Below are 21,607 nucleotides of genomic sequence, written 5' to 3'. Positions count from 1 at the left end.
GAAGAGGCGATAAGAAGTCCCGGCTGTCATAAAATTTCATTTTAGGATTTTTTTCTTGAAAGCGTTGTGAATTGTAAAAAGAAATAACAAAAAAGCTAAAAAGAAAACTTTTTAGCTTTTTTGTTATTCTATCAGTTATTATACTGTTCCAATTCTTTTCTTACCTCAGCAATCTCTCCTTCTAAACGGACCAGTTGTTCTTCGGCAGAGGAGACACGTCCTTTGACGAACTCTAACTTGTCTAAATCTCCTTGGATACGGATGTAATCAGACTTTAATTCATCGAGCTTTTGTTGCAGTTCTGCTTTTGTTGTCAAGAAAACCCCTCCTAAATCAATGCATCGTCTTTATTTTTTCTGGAGTCCACAAAGGTTTGGTAAAAGTGGATTACAATTGTCCGGATTATTGCATACACAGGGATAGCGAATAAAATTCCTAAAAATCCGGCAATACTTCCTGCCGCGAGGATAACTGTGATAACAGTCAGCGGGTGCAGATTAAGCGCCTGCCCCATCACATTAGGAGAAATAAATACACTTTCCAGCTGCTGTGCAACAAACATAATAATAGCTATCCATATGATATTCATTGGATCCTGGAACCCTGCAACCAGGATAGCTGGAACAACAGCAATATAAGGTCCCAAAAATGGGATGACATTCATCATCATACCGAATAGAGCAAGTACGACGGCATACTCTAAACCGATAATCAAGTAACCTATTAACAAGAGGATACCTACTGCAAAACTTACTAATAACTGTCCTTGGATAAACGAGGACAATACATTATCGATTTTACTTAATAGTCCATGTAAGTTTTCTGCTTTTTTCTTGCTGAAAAATTGCAGAATAAAAGGTACAAGCTTCTCTCCATCCTTCAACATGAAGAAAAGGAAGAATGGAACCAGAATTATGCCGGCAATGATACTTACCAATTGACCAATGAAGCTTCCTAAAAAGCCAAAGACATTATTCAATACACTTTCAATGTGTCCGGGAATATCATTGGCAAAATTATTGATGGCATCGATTACCTGGTCAGGAACTAAAGCAATATTTTCCTGCCAATACCCAATCCAGCTCTCGACCGTACTAACCATTCCAGGAATACTGTCCATTAAATTTTCAAACTGATCACGGGCGATCGGCCAGATAAATACAATGAATAGCGTAACGACCCCGATGATAACCAGGAATACGATAATAATAGATAAAATCCGCGGGACTTTATATCTTACCAGCAGATTCATCAATGGCCGGGTTAAGTAATAAAGAATACCTGCACCGATAATCGGAAGAGCTACAGCACCGACTAATTGCAGAACAGGTGTAAAGATAAAATGCGTTATAGAGATGAGAAAAATTAATGTAAACAAACAAATAAAAAAGATAAAAAATTGAAACCAGCGTTTCTGTGTCATTGAATCACACTACTTTCTTTCCAAGTTATGCTATATATTATTTTACATTAACCGAATTCAGAAAGCTATAAACATCTGCGGTCGATTTAAATATAAAGTTACTGTAAAAGATATTGACAAAGAGCATGAAAAAGGTTTTAATAAAGTATACTTAATAAATGGCTGGCAAAAGACAGGAAGGAAACATTTTTGCTGTCTGGGAACGTCATATTAAAAAAGCTTAGTAAACATTTATTTCCTAAAGGGGAGTAGCTGTACACGTAAAGTCGTCATTACGAGATAACCGTCTCCGGCTTTATGTGGCAACCAGAAAAGTTGTTAGCGAGACCTTTACCGATTGCAGGTAAAGGTCTATTTTTATGGCCTTTTCTGCAAAACACATGTAGAAGAGGAGAATACATCATGGGAACTGAACTATTGCTGGAGTATTTATGGGTCTTGCTTGTATTAGTTGCATTAGAAGGCTTATTAGCTGCTGATAATGCGCTTGTATTGGCCATCATGGTAAGACACCTTCCTGAAAAACAAAGGAAGAGAGCATTATTTTATGGATTAGCCGGGGCATTTGTAATGCGTTTTGCGTCTTTATTTGTTATCTCATTCCTGGTCGATTTCTGGATTGTACAAGCGTTAGGCGCTGCCTATCTTTTATTTATATCAGGAAAGAATTTATATGACAGGTTTAAGAAGAAGGAGCCGGAGACTTCCGATGCATCGGCACAAAATGGTAAAAAGGCTGGTGCGGCAGGAAATCAGGAGCCTGAACAAGCATCTAAAAAAGAATTTTGGATGACTGTGGTGAAGGTGGAGTTTGCAGATTTAGCATTTGCTGTTGATTCCATTTTAGCAGCTGTTGCCTTAGCGGTAGCATTGCCTCCAACAGATTTCGGCCATGTTGGAAGCTTGGATACCGGTCAATTTGCTGTTGTATTTGCCGGCGGTATGATTGGCTTGATTATTATGCGATTCGCTGCCAATATTTTTGTAGGTCTCTTGCATAAACGGCCAACATTGGAAATCGCCGCATTTCTGATTGTGGGCTGGGTAGGAGTGAAACTGGCTGTTATTGTATTAGCCAATCCGGATTTAGCTGTGATTCCAGAGCACTTCCCGCACTCTACATTATGGAAAGCTTCCTTCTATATTATTCTTGTAGGAATTGCGTTAATCGGCTGGTTTGCATCTAGTCCGAAATTAAAAAGAAATAAAGAACAGTCCAGATAAATGAGATAATCCCGTACTATGAGGGAAAGTCGTGCTGCCCTGCAATAGGAACAGCACGACTTTTTTAATCAGCAGATTTTAAAATTCTATTTTTTGTAAAAAATCTTCCCGTGCGTCATAATTGAAAGAAAAGAAAAAAGGAGTGATCCGGATGACATTGCATCACTTTCATCTAGAAGGGAAATGGCAAGGCGGTCGTAACAGCGAAGGGTATATCAACGCCGGGAATTTACAAACGAAAATATCCATCCCGCCAGAAATGGATGGGCCCGGTATTGGTACCAATCCAGATGAAATGCTGCTTGGAGCGGCTGCGACATGCTATATTATTTCATTGGCAGCCATGCTGGAACGTGCAGAAGTTCCTGTTAATACCATGAGCATAACCTCTGAGGGGATGGTAGACGTAACAAATGGCATTTTCACTTACGAAAAAATCATCCACCGTCCCCATGTTACCTTAAAAAAAGAGGCGACAGAGCAGCAGATACGCTTAACTAATAAACTCATTGAAAAAGCAGAAGAATCATGCATGATTTCAAGAGCAATAAAAGGAAACGTTCAATTAGGGCTGGAACCAACCGTTCAGATAGAAAAGTAAGAATGTATCAAGGTCATATGAAACAAGGAGAGCTTCAGCTCAAATTGTTATCATATGACTTTTTACTGGGAAATGAAATAACAGCCCGACTCCGTAAAGTTTTGTTTCATGTTACATTTTTTCGAGACACTAACAAATAGATTACAAAACGATAAAAATTCCCTTTTTGGGGAGATTTTTTAAATAAAAGCGAGTAAAGTAGAATATACAACTTTAAAATGGTGTACGAAATAGAGGGATGGTCTATGGAACGAAATGCATTTTTTGATAATGCGAAAGTGTTTTTGATTTTTCTCGTTGTTTTTGGTCATATGATTCAACCTTTTATCAGCGATTCACAATCGACAGAAGCAATTTATATATGGATATATACCTTCCATATGCCGGCGTTCATTTTATTAGCCGGTTTCTTTGCAAAAGGCTCAGGAAATAAGAAATATATATGGAATTTAACGAAAAAGTTAATTGTTCCATATTTTATCTTTCAAACATTATATACGATTTATTATTTCTTTATAGGAAAAGCAGATTGGCAGACTGGAGTTTTCTATCCGCAATGGTCATTGTGGTTCTTATTCAGCTTATTCAGCTGGCATATTCTGCTTGTGTTATTTAAAAAGATACCTGCTGGGTGGAGTATTACTTTATCCATATTGATAGGTATCGTTGTCGGCTATTTTGGAGAAATTGGGCATTCGTTCAGCTTATCCAGAACATTTGTGTTTTTTCCATTCTTCTTGATTGGTTACTGGTTAACCGTCGATCAAATGATGCTGGTGAAGCATCGCAAAGTGAAGATCGCTTCAATTGCTGTGATGGCAAGTATGTTCGTATTAATTTATGTATTCCCGGTTATCGATACCGGATGGCTGCTTGCTTCAAAATCATACAGTAATTTAGGTGTGGAGAGTTTCGGCGGCTTCGTGCGGTTATTTGTTTATGCCATTGCAGCAGTGATGACAATCAGTATATTAGCCTGGATTCCTAAAAGAAACCTGGGCTGGGTAACAGTCCTTGGAACAAGAACATTATATGTTTACTTATTGCATGGTTTTATCGTTCAGTTCCTGCGTGAATTTGATTTATTATCTGTTCATCATTGGTTTGATGTCGTCGGAATCGCCGGCTTGTCAGCGCTGATTGTCATTTCGCTGTCCAGCAAGCCTATTTTGACCATCTCCCAGCCGCTGATTGAAGGTCGCTTAGCCAAGGTTAAATCATTATTTAACCACCGGCACAAAGGAACATCTTCTTAAAAAAATGTAAAATAAAAAATGCGGAGTTCCCGGAAAGGGCTCCGCATTTTTTATTGATTTTAAAATAACAGATGCGCAATAAGGGTGATAATTGGCAGTGTAATCACGGTACGCATTAAAAAGATAATAGCTAAGTGACGGAAGGATACTGGAATTTTAGTACCTAGAATCAGTCCGCCGACTTCAGACATGAAAATAAGCTGTGTTACAGATAAGGCAGCAATAATAAATCGTGTTATTTCTGCCTCTACGCCAGTAATTAAAATGGCTGGCAGGAACATATCTGCAAAACCGATCAGAATGGTTTCAGATGCTTCCTGGGCAAATGGAATCTGCATCAGTTCTAAAATAGGAACGAATGGCATTCCGAGCCACTGGAATAACGGTGTATATTCTGCAATAATCACTGCCAACGTTCCGAACGCCATCACAACAGGTGTGACAGCAAACCACATATCAAAAATATTTTTTCCGCCGTCTATAAAAAAGGTACGGAAGCTCGTTTCTTTCTCTGCACGTTTGACGGCATTTTTGAATCCGTGAGTAAATACATTATCCGATGCAGGGATTTTTTCATTGTCTGTTCTTTCCTTGCCGCTGATATAGGTATTTGGCATCTTAGAGAGCGGCGGAATGCGCGGCATAATGAAAGCTGCAGCTCCTCCTGCAATCAGGATAGTCAGGTAAAAAGGCAAAAACATATGTGCTAAACGAACTTCTTGTAAAATAACTAAAGTGAACGTAATGGATACAACCGAAAACGTTGTACTGATAATAGCTGCTTCCCGCTTTGTATAATAACCTTCCTCATACTGTTTATTTGTCAGCAGTACCCCGATTGTCGCATCTCCGACCCAGGAAGCTAAACTGTCGACAGAAGCTCTGCCCGGGAGACGGAATAAAGGCCGCATGATATTTCTCATGATACCTCCGAAAAACTCCAGCAATCCAAAATTAGTCAGGAAAGGTAAAAAGAGACCGGCGAATAAAAAGGTAACAAACAGGGTGTGCAGCAGGCTGTCCAGCAGCATGCCGCCTGTATCTTCGCTGTAAACAAACTCTGGACCAATTTGAAAGTAAACCATAATTGCAAAAACGGCTGCCAACAGACGTGTAATTGTCCAGAACCATGTGGTATAAAATAATTGATGCAGGAAAGGAGATTTGCTGAAAGTTGATTCACCGGCTAGTTTAGCAAAGGCAGTGAATCCAGCAGTGATGATAATAACGATCATCATAATAAGAGACAGATTGCTTTCAAGTATATCCTGCAGTGTACCGGCTAAAAAGGCAATAGGTATGGTAAACCCTTCCTCTGTCGGTAATGGATATAAAAATAGGAATAAACCTAATAAAGATGGAATAATGAATTTAATAATCTGACTAAAGGAATAGGACTTCATTTATTTTCCTCCTAAATAATATAGAAACTAAAAATTGTAACTGTATGATTATACAATCAAACGTAATTTTATTCAATAGGGCATAGCTAGATAATGATTAAATATAGTAAATAAAGGGAATATAAAAGTATATTAGGGAAATTTGGCGCCAAAATCGTTTACGTGACAGCAAAATGTTTTATATAATAGGTAGTAAGAAAGTTTATTTTATTATATGTACCCAAATAATGTATAGAACATTCCTGTTTCACGTATTGTAAGGATGGCAGGCTGAAAAAGCAAGCTTCATCCAGTTTTAAGGAATCATCATAACAGCATACAATAGGAGGTATAAATGATGAGTGATTATTTACGTAAAGGATTTTTACTGGGGCTGGGTGCTGCAGTAAGCGGGAAAGAGAAATTTGAACAAAAAGTGAAAGAATTAGTAGAAAAGAATGAATTGACACAAGAGCAGGCAAGAACTGTTTTAGATAACTTTATGGAAAAAGGCAGCACTAAAAAAGACGAGTGGGACGAAAAAAGCAGAGAGAAAAAGAAAGAATTAGCTAGAGAATCTGGACTGGCAACGACAGATGATATCGATGAGCTGCGCGCCAGGATTATTGTACTTGAAGATAAGCTGGGCGTTTCCCTGGCAGAAGAAGCTGACACAGAAGAAGATCAGAACTAATGTTTAAAAGCAGGACGCTTTCGATAGAATGAGGGTGTGCTGCTTTTTTACTGGATAATTGCTGACGCGGGGAGGGAATAACATGCCGACAGTTCACGGACCAGTGATTGATAATCAGACAAGATGCAGGCATTATCATACGCAAAAAGATATTATTGCCATCAACTTTAAATGCTGCCAGAAATATTATCCATGCTTTCAGTGTCACGCAGAATGTGAAAATCATAAAGCAGCTGTATGGGGGAAAGATGAATTCGATACGCCGGCGGTTTTGTGCGGTGTTTGTAAAACAGAACATACGATTAAACAGTATTTAAATACGGACAAGTGCCTCCGTTGTGAATCTGCCTTTAATGAAGGCTGCCAACATCATTATCATTTATACTTTGATTATACAGCGGATTGTAAAAGACAATAGCCTATCCGTCGTTGACATCATTTAATTATCATAAACATCTTGTAATTTTACGCTATTTCTAATAGTATCTTATATAAGCACCAGGTACTAAATTTGAAAAAAGGAAGAGACGCATGTATTATTTTGCTGCATATCTATTAAAAGTTATATTAAGTTTATTTGGACGTGTAAAGGTATTTCAAAAAGAAAAACTCCCGCAATCAGACGGGTATATTATCGCATGTACCCATACAGGCTGGGTCGATATTTTGTGGTTAGGAGTCAGTCTATTGCCGACGAAAGTCCACTATATGGCGAAGAAGGAATTATTTCAATCCGGCCCTCTAAGATGGCTGATGAAAAAATTAAATGCATTTCCTGTAGACCGGGATAACCCAGGACCCAGCACGATTAAAGTGCCTCGCAAGCTTTTAAAAGAAGGAAAAGTCATCGGTATTTTCCCCAGCGGCACAAGAACAACGAATCAGGTTCCATTAAAAAGAGGGGCTGTCACCATTGCTGCATACAGTAAGGCGCCGATTGTTCCTGCAGCTTACACAGGTCCAAATAATTTTAAAGAGCTGTTTAAGTTTAAAAAGCCGAAAATTATCTTTGGTGATCCGATTTATTTGCCTGAGGATGTACCTCGTAAAGAGGCGATGGACCAGATGATGGAAATAATGAATGAAAAGTTATACGCTTTGCAATCCACAATAGAGGATAAATAAAACAATAAATAGCTTGATATAAAGGAAGAAATTTCTTCTGACATATTCAATGTAATTAAAGGAGATAATATGTCAGGAGAATCTTTTTCTTGTTAAAATTTGCTGTAATAAGCAGATAAAGCGTTTTCTTTAGAATGAAAACTTGAAAAATTCTCCTATTGAAGATAAAAATAGACAATGCTATAATATTTCTATATTTGACTGCGCAGTATAGGGGGAGTTTTCAAGAATGAAAAACTTTTTTCATCTATATCATCAAACTTCAACACAGCTAGGAAGAGAATTAGAAGAATCTGAGGTTATATTTTTGAAATGGATGTATGAACGCTATACCGTGGAGGAAATATCGGGAAGAAAGCTGAACGTAAATCGTATATTACGTTAAAGAGCAGAGAGACGGCTATCGTCTGAAGCTCTTTTTTTATGTTTTCAGGTTTAAAGGATTTCTGTGCTATAATTCGTAATGAATGCAGAAAAAGGAGGGGTTGTATGGCTGTAAGCAATGAAATAATAATCAATAAAATGATTCATGAGCTGGAAGAAGCCAAAAGAAAAGCCCATCAGGAAGATCAAGTAAAAAAACATATGGAAAATATCCACCTGTTAAGTGAACTGTTTCTTTCAGGGAGCTCTGATTCCAGTGTTGCCAGTCAGAAGCAAGTAAATATAGAAGATACAGAGGAGCGAATTTCGGAAGCAGAGATGAGAGCAATGCTCGGCAAGCAGCCTGCGGACAAAGGGGCTGTACCGGAAAAGAATAAGCTGATAGAAGAAGATGCCAATGGGGATTCTATATTTGATTTTTAGGTTATGGAAAATGTATTTTATATAATATGTTATGATTAGGAGATGAAAAGATGAAGTTATTTTTAATCATTGGAGCTATCCTTGGATTTCTGGCAGTTGCTTTTGGAGCATTCGGTGCACACGGTCTGGAAGGAAGGCTGTCCGAAAGAGCCTTAACAAATTGGGGCAAAGCGGTAGATTATCAAATGTTCCACACCGTAGCCATTGTTGCAGTTGCGCTTCTTTTAGGAAAATTTGAAGGAAGCAGTCTCTTTGCATCCAGCGGCTGGCTGTTCTTAACAGGTATTATTTTATTTTCAGGAAGTTTATATATCTATGCTTTAACCGGCGTCAAAGCGCTTGCGATGATTACACCAATTGGAGGATTGGCCTTTTTGGCAGGCTGGGTTCTTTTGGGGATAGGCGCGATGAAATTAGTATGAAAAAATGCGTTTTAGCCTTTGATTTTTAAGGTTAAAACGTTTTTTATATATAAAAGAAAAGAGAAGTAAGAAATATAAACAATAAAAAAGCCCGAATAACCTGTTTCATGGCATCGGAAGCTCTGTGTGTATACAGCAAAATGAAAACATTACTGAGCATGCTGAATACAAAAAGATAACAAGCTAGGAATAAAAAGAACATCCATCCTGTTATCCAGGCAAAAATCCCGGCAAACAGGCCACCAATTATTGCAAGCATTTCCATGCGTATAAATTTTTCCAGAGGGTGTCTCATTTTAATCTCCTCGCAATACACACATTTTAAGGTAAATAAAGCGTAGACTTCATGAATGTCTACGCTTTATTTACTGCTTCTATTTCTTTATCTTGGATTGTAGTTGGATAATTGGCCCTGATTGCCGCCATATGGGTAAGAATAGTTGATTTCCTCATCAAATAATACATAATCGAGATACACCATTAATAATAAGAAACGACGATTGGAGTCTTCCTCCCGAATTAAAATATGATCCCGTCCGGCTTCCTCAATATAGCCTCGAAATGACGTTGGCTGCTGTCCTTCAAAGGTCAGATAAAAGGTGCCTAATTTTCCGCGGTTCAACCGTAAAATATTCTCAATAAACGATTGCTGGTTGGTTAACTGTCCGCCGCCAGTTCCATTGCTTGGCTGGGCATACTGCCGAACGGAATAAGCTGGATAAAAACTTCCTGTTGCCTGCGGATAATAATAAGGGTTTGGGTAGTAAGCCTGGTTATTATTCACTGGCTGATTTGGATTCATTTGATCACTCATAAGTTCACTCTCCTTCAAAATAAAAACGTGATGCTATACATGCAATATAAAAAGTTATCCATCTCTGTCTACCGAAATACAGTTGGACACTCCTCTGCAGATGGTGCATAAAAGCAATGTGATTTAAACCTTCCCGTATTCCATTGACCGTACCATTGGCCAGGACAGGGTTCTTCAGGCATAAAGAACCAAAGTGAATTGGAAGCAGGATGCTGCATCTTGCCTTGAAGAGCTCTTCTTGTAAGACGTTTTTCGGATTCTCTTGTCCGTTGATAAAAATATCCTTTCTGCGTTGCTTCAAATCCTCCAGGACTCTGAAAAAGCCTGGTCGATATGGTCCGGATATCCGTGAAATCTAAACAATCCGCAAGAACACGGTTAGCCCCTGTATTACCTGCCATCAACATGCCAAGATCGCCGTCTCCCTCTGCCTAAGCACGCATTAGTCGGGCGAGTAAATCAACATCCGCTTCATTATGAGCAATAATAGCCATAGACCGACCTCATTTCTTGAAAATCTTCGGTGCAAGCTCATTAATGATATGTATGTAGGAGAGTGTATTTTCATGATTATTTTTTCACGAAAAAAAGAGGCCGTTTCAGCCTCTTTAATAAGTGAGATTATAATGCAAGATAATTAGCAAGCTCATCTGGTGCTAAGTAATTACCCATGATGAAATCACCAAACTCTGCATATTTTGTGGTTACTTCATCAAAACGCATTTCATAAACGATTTTCTTAAACTGCAGCGGGTCATGAGCAAATAATGTTACGCCCCATTCCCATTCATCCAGTCCAATCGATCCGGTGATGATTTCTTTTACTTTACCGGCATATTTACGTCCGGTCATGCCATGCTCATAAAGTAATTTGGTACGTTCTTCTTTCTCAATAGCAAACCAGTTTGCTTCCGGTTCGCGGCGTCTTGCCATTGGATAGAAGCAAGCATGCTCCCATTTCGGCATAATCGGTCTTAAGCGCTCTTTAACATATGGAGAAAGCTCGCGATCCTCACCGGCTTTCATTGGATCATGCATTGTCATTTCAATAATGGATACATAAGAATAAGCAGGGATTAAGAAGTCACCTAATACCGATTTATTGATAGCTCTTTTGATTTCTTCCAGCTCGTCCATTGTTTCACGTAAGAAAATAAACATCAGATCTGCTTTATTTCCGACAACTTTGAATATACTATGACTGCCTTCTTTATTTTCTTCTACGGTTTCCCATTGTTTGATAAGTTCTTCAAACTCTTGTATTGCTTTATTTCTTTCGTCTTCAGAAATGGATTTCCAAGATGTCCAATCAAATTGACGAGTATCATGTAATGCGGACCAGCCATCTACAGTTACTACTGCTTCTGCCATCGTTCATACACTCCTTCACATAAATTAAATACTGAATCACTATTAACTATAGCATAACCAGAGGGTGTGAATCATATAAAAAAAGGCACAAAATCATGATATTTTACGTATTGTCAAGGGTTTGTCAAAATTAGAAAGAAGTGCAAGACCAATTTTTGAACATACTTGATTGAAGAGGATGGATGAAAAATGGGAGAAGTTCTTCCTCCTGTGAAAGGAAAACAGATGTAATCCTTTACATTGATTTTTCGGGGTTCAAGGCTTTATTTGTGCCGATAAATGGTATATCATTAAAGAGAATTTGAAGGTAAAAACGAATTGTTTTTTCCAAACAAAAAGTCCGTAACTATCATTTAATATGTTAATTATTATAGGAGCATTCCTGTAATGAAGAAATTTGAGGTTTGAACAAAAAAGAGCCCTCTTGGTATAGTACAGGGTGTCATTGCAATGACCCCGAAATTAAAAAATACCAAGGAGGACTCATCCATGAATTATAATCAAAATCACAAAATATCGCAAATCACACCATCTACACTTGTAGTGGGAATAGACATTGCCAAAGACAAACATGTGGCACGAGCACAGGACGACAGAGGCTATGAATTTGGGAAAAGATTGATCTTTGAAAACCGAATAGAAGGCTTTGAAATCCTACTGGAATGGATTTCAAAGCTCCAGAAAGAACACGATAAAAACCATGTCATCATAGGAGCTGAGCCAACAGGTCACTATTGGATGAGTTTAGGTTATTATCTGATCAGCAAGGATACGGATTTTGTATTGGTTAATCCGATGCATGTCAAGAAAGCAAAAGAACTGGATGATAACTCGCCAACGAAAAATGATACCAAAGATGCGCGCGTGATTGCCCAGCTGGTGAAGGATGGGAGATACTCTATACCAAACCTTCTCGACGGCATCTATGCCGAGTTAAGAGAAGCCATGAAACTACGAGATCAACTCATCAAACAGCAGACAGTTACGGAAGGACGTATACAAAATAACATGCAGCGCTATTTTCCAGAGTTTCAGGATGTATTTAAACAATGGAATGGAAAGGCCGCATTATATACGTTACGGGCATTTCCATTTCCATCTGATATTCGTGATAAAACGCCAGAAGACGTACTGGAGGAATGGCAAACGGTCGTTAAACGTGGTGTTGGTATCAAACGAGCAACCAAACTGGTAGACAAAGCGAAGAAGAGTGTTGGCATAGAAATCGGCTTACGCTTTGCCAGACAAGAGCTACACAGCTTATTAGACCAATATGAGCTGTATGCAGAACAATTGAAAGAGCTGGATTTGGAAATAGAGGCGCTCTTAGGAGAGATACCAGGAGCAAAAGAAATGCTGGCTATCAAAGGACTGGGAGTAACAACCGTAGCTACCTTTTTCGCGGAAGTAGGAGATATATCAAATTATCATCATCCGCAACAACTCGTGAATCTGGCCGGCTTATCGTTGCGGGAGCACAGTTCCGGGAAATTCAAAGGGGAAACGAAAATAACGAAACGCGGACGGAAGAAACTGCGAAAGGCGATTTATTTAGCGATACGACCGCTCGTAGCGAATAATCCGACGTTTCAAACCTTGCATAGGTATTACACGACCCGCCCGGAAAATCCATTAAAGAAACAACAATCATTGATTGCGTTGTGTGGGAAATTATTACGTGCCTTGTTTGTCATTGGTCAAAAACAGTGTGAATTTGATGGAAGCAAGTTATTGAAAGGTTTACCTCAGATAGAAACTTTACAGGCAGCTTAAGCTGTAGAAGAAAGAAATAGCAACAAATGACCTTGGGAACTTAGAATACACAAACACCAATAATGCGGAGTCGGAGCTTATTTTTTCCATTCGGGCTAGACCCAGCATAGGAGCTTATTCCGACCTCCACCTTGTGGATACGCAGGACGAGGGAATGTATGGATACCAATCCCGTGATACATGGGAGGGTGAGCGACCATAAGAAGTGTGGAGTTACCAAGCATGGTTACACCATTTTTTACCAAATACTACCTGTTTGGTCGTTAGGATGGCTAGGAGTGCATTAGAATATTCTGTATTCTGACAAACGCTCCACCCCCACTATCCAACCCCAAATTGGATGTTTAAGAAATTCTAAGAAAACAAGAGCATTTCGGAGATATTTTAAGTATATAGAGGGAGGTTTCATCATGGGTTTATTTGAACAATTAACAGAGAAAGTAAAGGGAAACGGCAAACGTATCGTATTTCCAGAAGGGTTAGACGAACGTGTCTTAACAGCAGCAGGACGTCTGGCGGAAGATGCTGTGCTGACACCTGTCGTTATCGGCAATAAAGAAGAAGTAGAAAAGAAAGCGGCAGATCTTGGTGTACAAGCATCTGGACTAGAAATAATTGACCCGGCAAGCTATGAAGGCTTCGGGGAAATGGTGGATGCTTTTGTAGAACGAAGAAAAGGGAAAGCAACCGAAGAAGATGCAAAGAAAATTCTTTTAGATGAAAACTATTTTGGTACGATGCTCATCTATTTAAATAAAGCAGACGGTCTGGTAAGCGGTGCTGCCCACTCTACAGCAGATACCGTACGCCCGGCATTACAAATTATTAAAACAAAAGAAGGCGTGCAGAAAACTTCCGGTGTATTCATTATGGTAAGAGATGAAGAAAAATATGTATTTGCTGATTGCGCGATTAATATTGCTCCAGACAGCAATGATCTAGCAGAGATTGCTGTAGAAAGTGCGAAAACAGGAGCGCTATTCGATGTGGATCCGCGTGTTGCTATGCTCAGCTTCTCAACTGCCGGTTCTGCAAAATCAACAGAAACAGAAAAGGTTACCGACGCTTTAACGATTGCAAAGGAAAAAGACCCTTCTCTTGTAATCGATGGAGAATTCCAATTTGATGCTGCTTTTGTTCCAAGTGTTGCAGAGAAAAAAGCACCGAATTCTGTTATCAAAGGGGATGCTAATGTATTTGTATTCCCAAGCCTGGAAGCAGGAAACATTGGTTACAAAATCGCACAGCGCTTAGGTGGATTTGAAGCAGTAGGTCCGATCCTGCAAGGGCTGAACAAACCCGTGAATGACCTGTCCAGAGGCTGCAGTTCAGAAGATGTGTACAACCTGGCACTTATTACAGCAGCTCAAGCAGCAGCTGAATAATCAATCCATAAAAACAGCCTGACCGGAATAGTTGGTCAGGCTGTTTTTGTATGCATTTTGAACATGTGCTTATCATGTAGAAACGTCTGTAAAACTTTTACGGAAGGAAGCTTCGTTCAAATATTTTCATTCCGTTTTATCATTTGCTGGTACCTTTTATCAAAATTTTCCTGCTCTGTATCCTGCATCGGCATGGTAATGATTTCTTCTGTCAGCCCATTTAATGTATCCATTACACGCTGTTTCACTTCTTCGACTGTTAAAGGAATTCCCAGTAAATCAGAAAGGGAAGCCATCACATCAGGGGTCACCTCTGGATAAGTAAAGGTAGTCTCTTCATTTTGTTTGGCAATATGATAAAATTCCCGAATTAAGGAAGCGCGTGCCTTACTGTTTCCTTCGATATCTAGATAAATTTGTACGGAGATTCCTTTTTTGACCCGGCGCTGAGAAATACCAGCGAATTTTTTTCCGTTAATACTTAAATCATAATCACCGGGACAATAGGAGCCGACAATTTCATAGGCTTCCATAGCATCGGTTAGATCTGCAAACATGGCCTGGACAAACTGAACCATCGCCTCATAACAATCGTAAATGGATAAGTCATTTGCGCCGGGGATAATCAGGGAAATATTAAGCACGCCTTCATCCAGAGCAACCGCAAGGCCCCCTGAATTGCGGACAATCCCTTGATAATTTTTTTCTTCTAGAAATGCCATCCCCGCATCAATATGAGGCAGGCGAGAATCCGGGATACCTAAAACAATGGTATCTGGATGCACCCATAAACGGATAACAGGAGGAGAAGCTGCTTCACTGACGGAAATAGCCAGAGCATCATCCATAGCAAAGGAGGCGAGGGCTGTATTCGGTTTGCCCGCCACCATTGTTGCTGTGGAATGGTCTATATAACGAAATGTTTTATGTCGAATAATTTCTTTCCAATTTTTCATCGTGTTCATCCTAAACCTTTCATCAACTGTTTAACTATATTATAATATATTCAAAGCATATATGGAAAAGAAGTATAAGAGGCTTCTTTAAATATACAGAGATAAACGGAAACTTAACTGGATAACTATACGAAAATTTTTAGGAAACTGCGGATGGAGATAATGATATGGCATATAAAGATGAACAATTAATAGAAGAAAAGGTATTCAAAGATCCGGTCCATCGGTATATTCATGTCCGTGATCGGGTTATTTGGGATTTGATCGCTACACCGGAATTTCAGAGGCTCCGCCGGATAAAGCAGCTGGGAACGACGAATCTGACCTTCCATGGTGCAGAGCACAGCCGTTTTAATCATTCGCTGGGCGTCTATGAAATAGTCAGAAGGATTACCACCAATTTTGCAGACCGGGAAAGATGGGACAGAGAGCAGCGGCTGCTGTGTCTTTGTGCTGCGTTACTGCATGATTTGGGGCATGGGCCATTCTCGCATTCGTTTGAAAAAGTGTTTAAGCTGGATCATGAGCAGTTTACACAACAGATTATCTTAGGGAGCACGAAGGTCAATGAAATCCTGAAAAAAGTATCAGCTGATTTTCCTGTGAAGGTAGCAGATGTGATTGCCAAGACATATTCAGATAAGCTTGTTGTCAGCCTGATATCGAGTCAAATCGATGCGGATCGAATGGATTACCTGCAGCGCGATGCGTATTTTACCGGGGTAAGCTACGGCCATTTTGACATGGAGCGTATTTTGCGCGTCATGCGGCCGATGGATGATCAAGTTGTGATTAAATCAACGGGGATGCATGCGGTCGAGGATTATATCATGAGCCGGTATCAAATGTACTGGCAGGTTTATTTTCATCCGGTTACGCGGAGTGCAGAGGTTATCCTGTCAAAAATTTTTCAGCGGGCAAAGGTGCTTTACGAGGACGAATCGTATCAATTTCAGCTGGAGCCGACACACTTTATTTCCTTTTTTGAAGAAAAAGTGCAGCTGTCCGATTATTTAAAGCTGGATGATATGATTGTATATTATTATTTTCAGCAATGGCAGGAAGAAAAGGATGCTATATTGGCTGATTTAAGCTACCGGTTTATCAACCGTCACTTATTTAAATATGTGGAATACAACCCGGACCCGCAAATCAATGCAGGGATGGAGCTGTATCAGCTGTTTAAAAAGGCAGGGATTGATCCAGACTTTTATTTAGTAGTGGATTCATCGTCCGATTTGCCGTATGATTTTTACCGGCCGGGAGAAGAGGAAGAACGTCTGCCAATCCATCTGTTAATGCCTGATGGCGGTTTAAAGGAGCTGTCCCGGCATTCCGATATTGTTGAAGCAATCTCTGGTAAGAAAAGGACGGACCATAAGCTGTACTTTCCTAAGGACAGCATACAGCGAATAGAAGATACGGATTTGAAGAAACGAATTTTAGATATATTGTACGGGAAGGAATGACCATTTGTGTTAGACAACCATGCGAAACTGCTCTATTTTTTCTCTGAAGCCAGGCAAGTGACAGGAAGAAAGAAATTACAGAAAATGATTTATATCTTACAGCAAAGCCGGGTTCCCTTTGAAGAAAAATATCAATTTCATTTCTACGGACCCTATTCAGAAGAATTAACGTTGCGTGTCGAGGAACTTTGCAATTTACATTTTTTAAAGGAAGAAAAAGAAGAAAAAAGCAATTATCATCAATATCACTATTCCATCACGGAAGATGGGGAAACTTTCTTAAAGCAATTTGAAGTGAACATGCCGGATATCAAGAATCAAATTAACCTTTTACAGGAGTGCAGCGCCCGCTTTTTAGAGCTGGTCTCGACGATGTTATATTTTTCTTATTTGTCAAAGGAAGAAATAATTGATAAAGTGCACACCGTAAAGTCGAAGCTGAAATACACAGATGAGGAGATGACAGAAGCATTCCGATTTATGGACGAGCTGCGGAATAAGTCTTCTCACTAAAAAACCTTTTTAGAACATGGTAGAATGAGACAAAGGTCAGAATGAATGTCAGGAGGGGAATACAATGACGGAAGAAAATAAAAAGAAGAATACATTTACGATTATAAAAGATGATTCAACGGACGGGCACGGCGGTTATGGAGCAGGAACAGTCAGTCTGGAAAATATGTCATCGATTATCGTCGATCCGAATGAAAATAAGGCATATGTGGATATGGATGCGATGCATGCAAGAAGTTCCGTAGAGCGCCGTGTGAAATGGATAAGAGATCGGGAAGAAGTGCAAGGCGGAAAGCTGTATTGGATTGTCTGGGTAACGGTGGAAAAAGGAGAAAATGGGCCTTACTACGCTGGTGTTGCCGGCAGTGAGATCCGCGTGAACCGGGAAATCAAACGTGCGTATAAATCCATGGCAGAGCATGTGAAGCATATGGAGAAATCCTTAAAGGGCAAAATTATTGTAGAGCACATGGATGATCATTCTAAAAAGTTACTGGGCGACTTCTTAAAAGAATTCAAACCAGAAATGTGGGAAAACTCTACTGCAGAGCTGAAAGAGCAATTAGATATTTAAACCAAAACAATGACAAAATTGTGAATGAATTATGAACATATTTAGAAATTCTTGTACTTTTCTCAAATCCTTTGTAAACTATGAGTACATGGGCTGAACTCATGTTTACTAGGACAAAAAAGCGGTTCGTATCGAATTAATTCGATACGAACCGCTTTTTTGTCCTATTTTCATAATAAATGACGAACTATATATAAACTTAAAATAAGTCAGATTAATTTAAAAAAGGTATTGAAATTCGACAATTATTGCTATAAAATACACTAAAACGATAAGAATTATATAATTTATTTCGAAAAGAGGATTAAGAAGATAAATGGGATCACATGTTATTGATTTACGGATGTTGCAAAATAATTTTAGCACAGAGGAAATGCGCCAGATTTGGAATGATGAAAATAGATTACAGAAAATCCTTGATGCAGAGGCCTCTCTTGCGCTGGCTCAAAGTGAACTTGGTGTCATTCCGGAAAAAGCGGGAGAAACGATTGCCGAAGCAGCCAAAATAGAGAATTTTGATGTAGAGGATATTGCGCAGGAGGCAGTAAAATTAAAGCACTCGCTAATGGCTACGGTCAATCAACTGCAGAATCTGTCTGGTGAGTATGGAGAGTTTGTTCACTTTGGTGTTACTACCCAGGATATTACGGATACCGGAACCATTCTGCAATTAAAAGAGGCGCATCAGATACTATTTAGAGATATGAAAGAAACTGCACAATTGCTGGTTGAACTTTCAGATAAATATAAAAATACACCAATGGCTGCACGGACACATGGCATGCAGGGGCTTCCTACTACATTTGGATTTAAGCTGGCAGTGGTCTTAAGCGAATTTGACCGTCACCTGCAGCGTTTGAAAGAAGCAGAGCCACGTACTTTTACAGGTGTTCTTGCCGGCGGAGTAGGTACATATGCAGCGCTTGGCAGTATTGGTCCGGAGGTAGAGACGAAGGCATTGGATAAACTGGGCTTATCTACACCAGATATTTGCTGGCATTCCTCTCGTGACCGTATTTCGGAGTATGGATCCATTCTTGGACTTGTCAGCGGATCATTAGGCAAGCTGGGTAATGAATTCTATAACTTAATGCGGACAGAGATTGATGAACTGGAAGAGCCGTTTCAAGCAGGAAATGTTGGTTCGACAACCATGCCGCACAAACGAAATCCTGCTTTGTTTGAAGGAATTGCGAGCTTGACCAAACCTGTTTTACACAGTGTGAGTCTGCTTCATGAATCATTGATTATGGATCATGAACGGGATGCAAAAAGCTGGAGAAGCGAATGGGTAGCGTTGCCGGAAATTTGTTTATATCTATCTTCTCAGCTTAAAACCACAATTAATGTATTAAAAGGATTGATTGTGAAGCCGGAAAACATGCTTCGTAATTTGAATATGCAAGGCGGCTTATTATTATCCGAACGAATTATGTTTGCGTTGTCAGAAAAGGTCGGCAAGCAGACCGCTCATCACCTGGTATACGAGCTGTCTATGAAATCCTACGAAGAAAATATTCCGTTTAAAACAACGCTGACGGAAAATGAAGTGGTAAGCAGCGTATTATCAGAGGAGCAAATTGAAGATTTACTGGATCCGAGCCAATATACCGGTTTGGCAAGTGAAAAAGTAGAAGAAGTCATTGCGCAAATAAAAAAAGGAGCTCTTTTACATGGGTAAACTAGCATTCTATCAAGCTACTGAAGATAATGTATCAGAAATAAAGGAGCTCACATTAAAAGCTTATGCATCCATTCGCGACCTTGGCATTCATTTTGCTGCCGCAACAGCAGATGATGCACTGGTTAAGAAAAATATAAATGAAAATATATGTTTTTATATGAAAGATGAGGATGCTACCGTAGCGACTGCGTCCATTCGGATGCCTTGGAGTCCGCATCACGGCCCCTATGAAATTCCGCATATTTGGTGGGTAGCTGTCGATCCGCAATATAAACGAAAAGGATATGCATCTAAAATTCTTGATTTTGTGGAACAGGATTATTTAGCTCACCAGCTGCATTGTCCATCGGTGAGTCTAGGAACAGCAAAAGAGCACCCTTGGCTGGCAGATATGTACATCAAGCGTGGTTACCAGCCGGTCGGAGAAGCGGATCTTGGAAAGGGTCATCAGACGGTTTATTTGGAAAAATTATTATTGGGCACAGAATATAAAAGGAGATAAGAAGGCGGGTTATAGAAAAATGAAAAAATTGATATTGCTAGCAGGAAGCATTGTTTTAATAACCATTCTAGCAGCATGCGGGGATTCCGGCAGCTCTGAAGAAGGTTCGGGTGATAACGTACTACAGGCAGGAACAACGGCACAAAGCTATCCAAATAGCTATGAGGAAGACGGCGAATTAGTAGGCTATGATGTAGAAGTATTAGAAACAGCTGCTGAAAACTTAGGCTACGAAGTCGAATGGGTAACAACCGATTTTTCAGGGCTTATGGGGCAGCTGGAAACAGGACGGATTGATACCGTGGCGAACTTTGTGGCTGTAACAGAGGAAAGAGCTGAATCATATGACTTTTCGGTGCCTTATGCGTATGCTGGTGCAACCATTGTGACTCATGAGGATAACGATTTTACAGACTTAGAACAATTTAAAGGAAGAACCGTTTCTGGGGTATTGGGTTCCAATAATGTTAAAAATCTAGAAGCCTTTGATCCAGAAATTGAGCCAAGAACGTATGAAACACGTGATGGTGCGATGAATGATGCTATCAATAACCGTGTCGATGGCTATGTGAATTCGAAGTCTGCCTTGATAGCAGAAATCGAATTAGGAGATTTACCTCTTAAATTTGTTGGAGACCCATTTGTGTACGAAGATATTTCTTTCCCGTTTACAAAGAATGAGGAAGGTGCGGCATTACGTGAAGAATTTGATGAAGAATTAGAAAAGCTTCGTGAAGACGGTACATTGGCAGAAATCTCAGAGAAATATTTTGCCGGAGAGGATATAACCGTACAAGAATAATTTATTTGGCTGAGCATACGAAAACAGAAGTAATGCCGCTCTAAGCATCTGATCTGGATTGATGAAGCAGTCCCAGCTCTGACAGCGGCTTTCACTTTATGATTTGGCTGGTCTTCGTTTTTTGAAGTTTTTCTAACTGGAGGATGACATATGAATTTTAATATAGACTTCGTTTATTTAATAAGTTTGATTCCAGACTTATTACCATTTATACCACTTACATTATTTTTAGCGATTGTTACGATGGTGATTGCAGTTGTTTTGGGGATGGGTATCGCACTGGTGCTGCGCTCAGGTATACCTGTCCTCACGCACTTAGCTATCGCCTATGTTTCGTTTTTTAGGGCAATTCCATCTCTGGTCCAACTTTTCTTAATTTATTACGGGCTGCCGCAGATTTTTCCTGCTCTAAGCGGAATGACGGCGATTGCTGCTGCTATCCTTGGTTTAAGTCTGAAGCAGGCAGCCTATTTAGCAGAAATATTTCGTGCCGCACTCGCTTCTGTTGATAAAGGACAAATGGAAGCTTGTCTGTCTGTTGGAATGACAAGAGTTCAAAGCTTCCGCAGAGTTATTTTGCCCCAAGCGGTACGAAATGCTACGCCTGCAACAGGAAATATTTTTATTGGATTGATAAAGGAAACATCCCTGGCGTTTACATTAGGAGTTGTAGAGTTGTTCGCACAAGGGAGAATACTTGCCGCTTCCTCCCTGCGCTTTTTTGAGACGTATTTAGCCCTGGCGCTCTTATACTGGGCGATGATTATTATTTATACGTTTATTCAACAGGCGCTTGAAAAAAGAATGGAACGGCCATATCAATCATAAGG

24 protein-coding genes and 1 pseudogene are annotated in these 21,607 nt (G+C 39.7%); 18 read left to right on the top strand and 7 right to left on the bottom strand.

The window, feature by feature from the left end:
- Window positions 1–131: 131 nt before the first annotated feature.
- Together MKY45_RS20950 and MKY45_RS20945 are read right to left on the bottom strand one after the other, a co-directional pair.
- The gene (locus MKY45_RS20950; RefSeq protein ID WP_042529350.1) at window positions 132–317 is read right to left on the bottom strand and encodes an SE1832 family protein; all 186 of its coding nucleotides are present in this window, start codon (window positions 315–317) and stop codon (window positions 132–134) included.
- 11 nt (window positions 318–328) lie between these two features.
- A complete protein-coding gene (locus tag MKY45_RS20945; protein ID WP_193064731.1) occupies window positions 329–1,423 on the bottom strand; it encodes an AI-2E family transporter in 1,095 nt (364 codons plus the stop codon).
- 402 nt (window positions 1,424–1,825) lie between these two features.
- Here MKY45_RS20945 and MKY45_RS20940 point away from each other — a divergent pair, with 402 nt between their 5' ends.
- From MKY45_RS20940 to MKY45_RS20930, 3 genes are all read left to right on the top strand, one after another.
- On the top strand, window positions 1,826–2,647 hold the full coding sequence (locus tag MKY45_RS20940) for a TerC family protein (RefSeq protein WP_042529354.1): 822 nt from the start codon (window positions 1,826–1,828) through the stop codon (window positions 2,645–2,647).
- Between the two features lie 151 nt (window positions 2,648–2,798).
- Window positions 2,799–3,248 (top strand): OsmC family protein, encoded by a 450-nt coding sequence (locus tag MKY45_RS20935; RefSeq protein ID WP_341173376.1) that lies wholly within the window; start codon window positions 2,799–2,801, stop codon window positions 3,246–3,248.
- Between the two features lie 245 nt (window positions 3,249–3,493).
- Window positions 3,494–4,504 carry an acyltransferase family protein gene (locus tag MKY45_RS20930; protein ID WP_042529357.1) on the top strand — a complete coding sequence of 337 codons (1,011 nt, stop codon included), beginning with the start codon at window positions 3,494–3,496 and terminating at the stop codon, window positions 4,502–4,504.
- A gap of 59 nt (window positions 4,505–4,563) precedes the next feature.
- Here the strand turns inward: MKY45_RS20930 and MKY45_RS20925 are convergent, their stop codons facing one another.
- The gene (locus MKY45_RS20925; RefSeq protein WP_341173375.1) at window positions 4,564–5,907 is read right to left on the bottom strand and encodes a YjiH family protein; all 1,344 of its coding nucleotides are present in this window, start codon (window positions 5,905–5,907) and stop codon (window positions 4,564–4,566) included.
- A gap of 337 nt (window positions 5,908–6,244) precedes the next feature.
- On the opposite strand from MKY45_RS20925, the gene MKY45_RS20920 reads away from it, so the two are divergent.
- The 6 genes from MKY45_RS20920 to MKY45_RS20895 all read left to right on the top strand — a co-directional run bounded on the left by MKY45_RS20920 (window position 6,245) and on the right by MKY45_RS20895 (window position 8,934).
- Entirely contained in the window at window positions 6,245–6,580 is a 336-nt protein-coding gene (locus MKY45_RS20920; RefSeq protein ID WP_193064738.1) for a phasin family protein, read from the top strand.
- Window positions 6,581–6,662: 82 nt separating this feature from the next.
- Window positions 6,663–6,998, top strand: a complete 336-nt coding sequence (locus tag MKY45_RS20915) for a CHY zinc finger protein (protein ID WP_042529363.1) — start codon at window positions 6,663–6,665, stop codon at window positions 6,996–6,998.
- 113 nt (window positions 6,999–7,111) lie between these two features.
- The gene (locus MKY45_RS20910) at window positions 7,112–7,705 is read left to right on the top strand and encodes a lysophospholipid acyltransferase family protein (RefSeq protein WP_193064726.1); all 594 of its coding nucleotides are present in this window, start codon (window positions 7,112–7,114) and stop codon (window positions 7,703–7,705) included.
- Window positions 7,706–7,934: 229 nt separating this feature from the next.
- Window positions 7,935–8,090, top strand: a complete 156-nt coding sequence (locus MKY45_RS20905) for a hypothetical protein (protein WP_175296994.1) — start codon at window positions 7,935–7,937, stop codon at window positions 8,088–8,090.
- 104 nt (window positions 8,091–8,194) lie between these two features.
- Window positions 8,195–8,512, top strand: a complete 318-nt coding sequence (locus MKY45_RS20900) for a YwdI family protein (RefSeq protein ID WP_341173374.1) — start codon at window positions 8,195–8,197, stop codon at window positions 8,510–8,512.
- 50 nt (window positions 8,513–8,562) lie between these two features.
- Window positions 8,563–8,934, top strand: a complete 372-nt coding sequence (locus MKY45_RS20895; protein WP_042529369.1) for a DUF423 domain-containing protein — start codon at window positions 8,563–8,565, stop codon at window positions 8,932–8,934.
- Window positions 8,935–9,316: 382 nt separating this feature from the next.
- Here MKY45_RS20895 and gerQ read toward each other — a convergent pair whose 3' ends face one another.
- The 3 genes and pseudogenes from gerQ to hemQ all read right to left on the bottom strand — a co-directional run bounded on the left by gerQ (window position 9,317) and on the right by hemQ (window position 11,119).
- Window positions 9,317–9,748: a spore coat protein GerQ gene (gerQ, locus tag MKY45_RS20890; protein ID WP_042529373.1), complete on the bottom strand. Its 432-nt coding sequence runs from the start codon at window positions 9,746–9,748 to the stop codon at window positions 9,317–9,319.
- A gap of 68 nt (window positions 9,749–9,816) precedes the next feature.
- Window positions 9,817–10,242 (bottom strand): annotated as a pseudogene (locus MKY45_RS20885) (cell wall hydrolase).
- A 127-nt stretch (window positions 10,243–10,369) separates the two neighbouring features.
- Entirely contained in the window at window positions 10,370–11,119 is a 750-nt protein-coding gene (gene hemQ, locus MKY45_RS20880) for a hydrogen peroxide-dependent heme synthase (protein ID WP_042529375.1), read from the bottom strand.
- Between the two features lie 489 nt (window positions 11,120–11,608).
- Between hemQ and MKY45_RS20875 the strand changes: the two genes are divergently transcribed.
- Both MKY45_RS20875 and pta read left to right on the top strand, forming a co-directional pair.
- Window positions 11,609–12,892 (top strand): IS110 family transposase, encoded by a 1,284-nt coding sequence (locus MKY45_RS20875; protein WP_341035585.1) that lies wholly within the window; start codon window positions 11,609–11,611, stop codon window positions 12,890–12,892.
- Window positions 12,893–13,302: 410 nt separating this feature from the next.
- Window positions 13,303–14,277: a phosphate acetyltransferase gene (pta, locus tag MKY45_RS20870; RefSeq protein ID WP_445667631.1), complete on the top strand. Its 975-nt coding sequence runs from the start codon at window positions 13,303–13,305 to the stop codon at window positions 14,275–14,277.
- A 116-nt stretch (window positions 14,278–14,393) separates the two neighbouring features.
- Here pta and MKY45_RS20865 read toward each other — a convergent pair whose 3' ends face one another.
- Window positions 14,394–15,233 carry a lipoate--protein ligase family protein gene (locus tag MKY45_RS20865; protein ID WP_042529379.1) on the bottom strand — a complete coding sequence of 280 codons (840 nt, stop codon included), beginning with the start codon at window positions 15,231–15,233 and terminating at the stop codon, window positions 14,394–14,396.
- Window positions 15,234–15,400: 167 nt separating this feature from the next.
- Here MKY45_RS20865 and MKY45_RS20860 point away from each other — a divergent pair, with 167 nt between their 5' ends.
- From MKY45_RS20860 to MKY45_RS20830, 7 genes are all read left to right on the top strand, one after another.
- Complete coding sequence (locus MKY45_RS20860; protein WP_341173373.1) at window positions 15,401–16,702, top strand: HD domain-containing protein; 1,302 nt, start codon at window positions 15,401–15,403, stop codon at window positions 16,700–16,702.
- Window positions 16,703–16,708: 6 nt separating this feature from the next.
- Window positions 16,709–17,215, top strand: a complete 507-nt coding sequence (locus MKY45_RS20855; protein WP_042529382.1) for a YwgA family protein — start codon at window positions 16,709–16,711, stop codon at window positions 17,213–17,215.
- A 64-nt stretch (window positions 17,216–17,279) separates the two neighbouring features.
- On the top strand, window positions 17,280–17,789 hold the full coding sequence (locus MKY45_RS20850) for a YwhD family protein (RefSeq protein ID WP_256705234.1): 510 nt from the start codon (window positions 17,280–17,282) through the stop codon (window positions 17,787–17,789).
- Window positions 17,790–18,105: 316 nt separating this feature from the next.
- Entirely contained in the window at window positions 18,106–19,470 is a 1,365-nt protein-coding gene (gene purB / locus MKY45_RS20845; RefSeq protein ID WP_256705233.1) for an adenylosuccinate lyase, read from the top strand.
- Window positions 19,463–19,975 carry a GNAT family N-acetyltransferase gene (locus MKY45_RS20840; protein ID WP_341173372.1) on the top strand — a complete coding sequence of 171 codons (513 nt, stop codon included), beginning with the start codon at window positions 19,463–19,465 and terminating at the stop codon, window positions 19,973–19,975. Before purB ends, MKY45_RS20840 begins: the two co-directional genes overlap by 8 nt.
- Window positions 19,976–19,994: 19 nt before the next feature.
- The gene (locus MKY45_RS20835) at window positions 19,995–20,777 is read left to right on the top strand and encodes an amino acid ABC transporter substrate-binding protein (RefSeq protein ID WP_341173371.1); all 783 of its coding nucleotides are present in this window, start codon (window positions 19,995–19,997) and stop codon (window positions 20,775–20,777) included.
- Window positions 20,778–20,927: 150 nt separating this feature from the next.
- A complete protein-coding gene (locus MKY45_RS20830; protein WP_042529427.1) occupies window positions 20,928–21,605 on the top strand; it encodes an amino acid ABC transporter permease in 678 nt (225 codons plus the stop codon).
- Window positions 21,606–21,607 lie beyond the last annotated feature (2 nt).

The organism is Oceanobacillus sp. FSL K6-0251, from assembly GCF_038004725.1.
Taxonomy (GTDB): Bacteria; Bacillota; Bacilli; order Bacillales; family Amphibacillaceae; genus Oceanobacillus; species Oceanobacillus oncorhynchi.
This window is presented reverse-complemented; position numbering and strand designations above follow the sequence as displayed.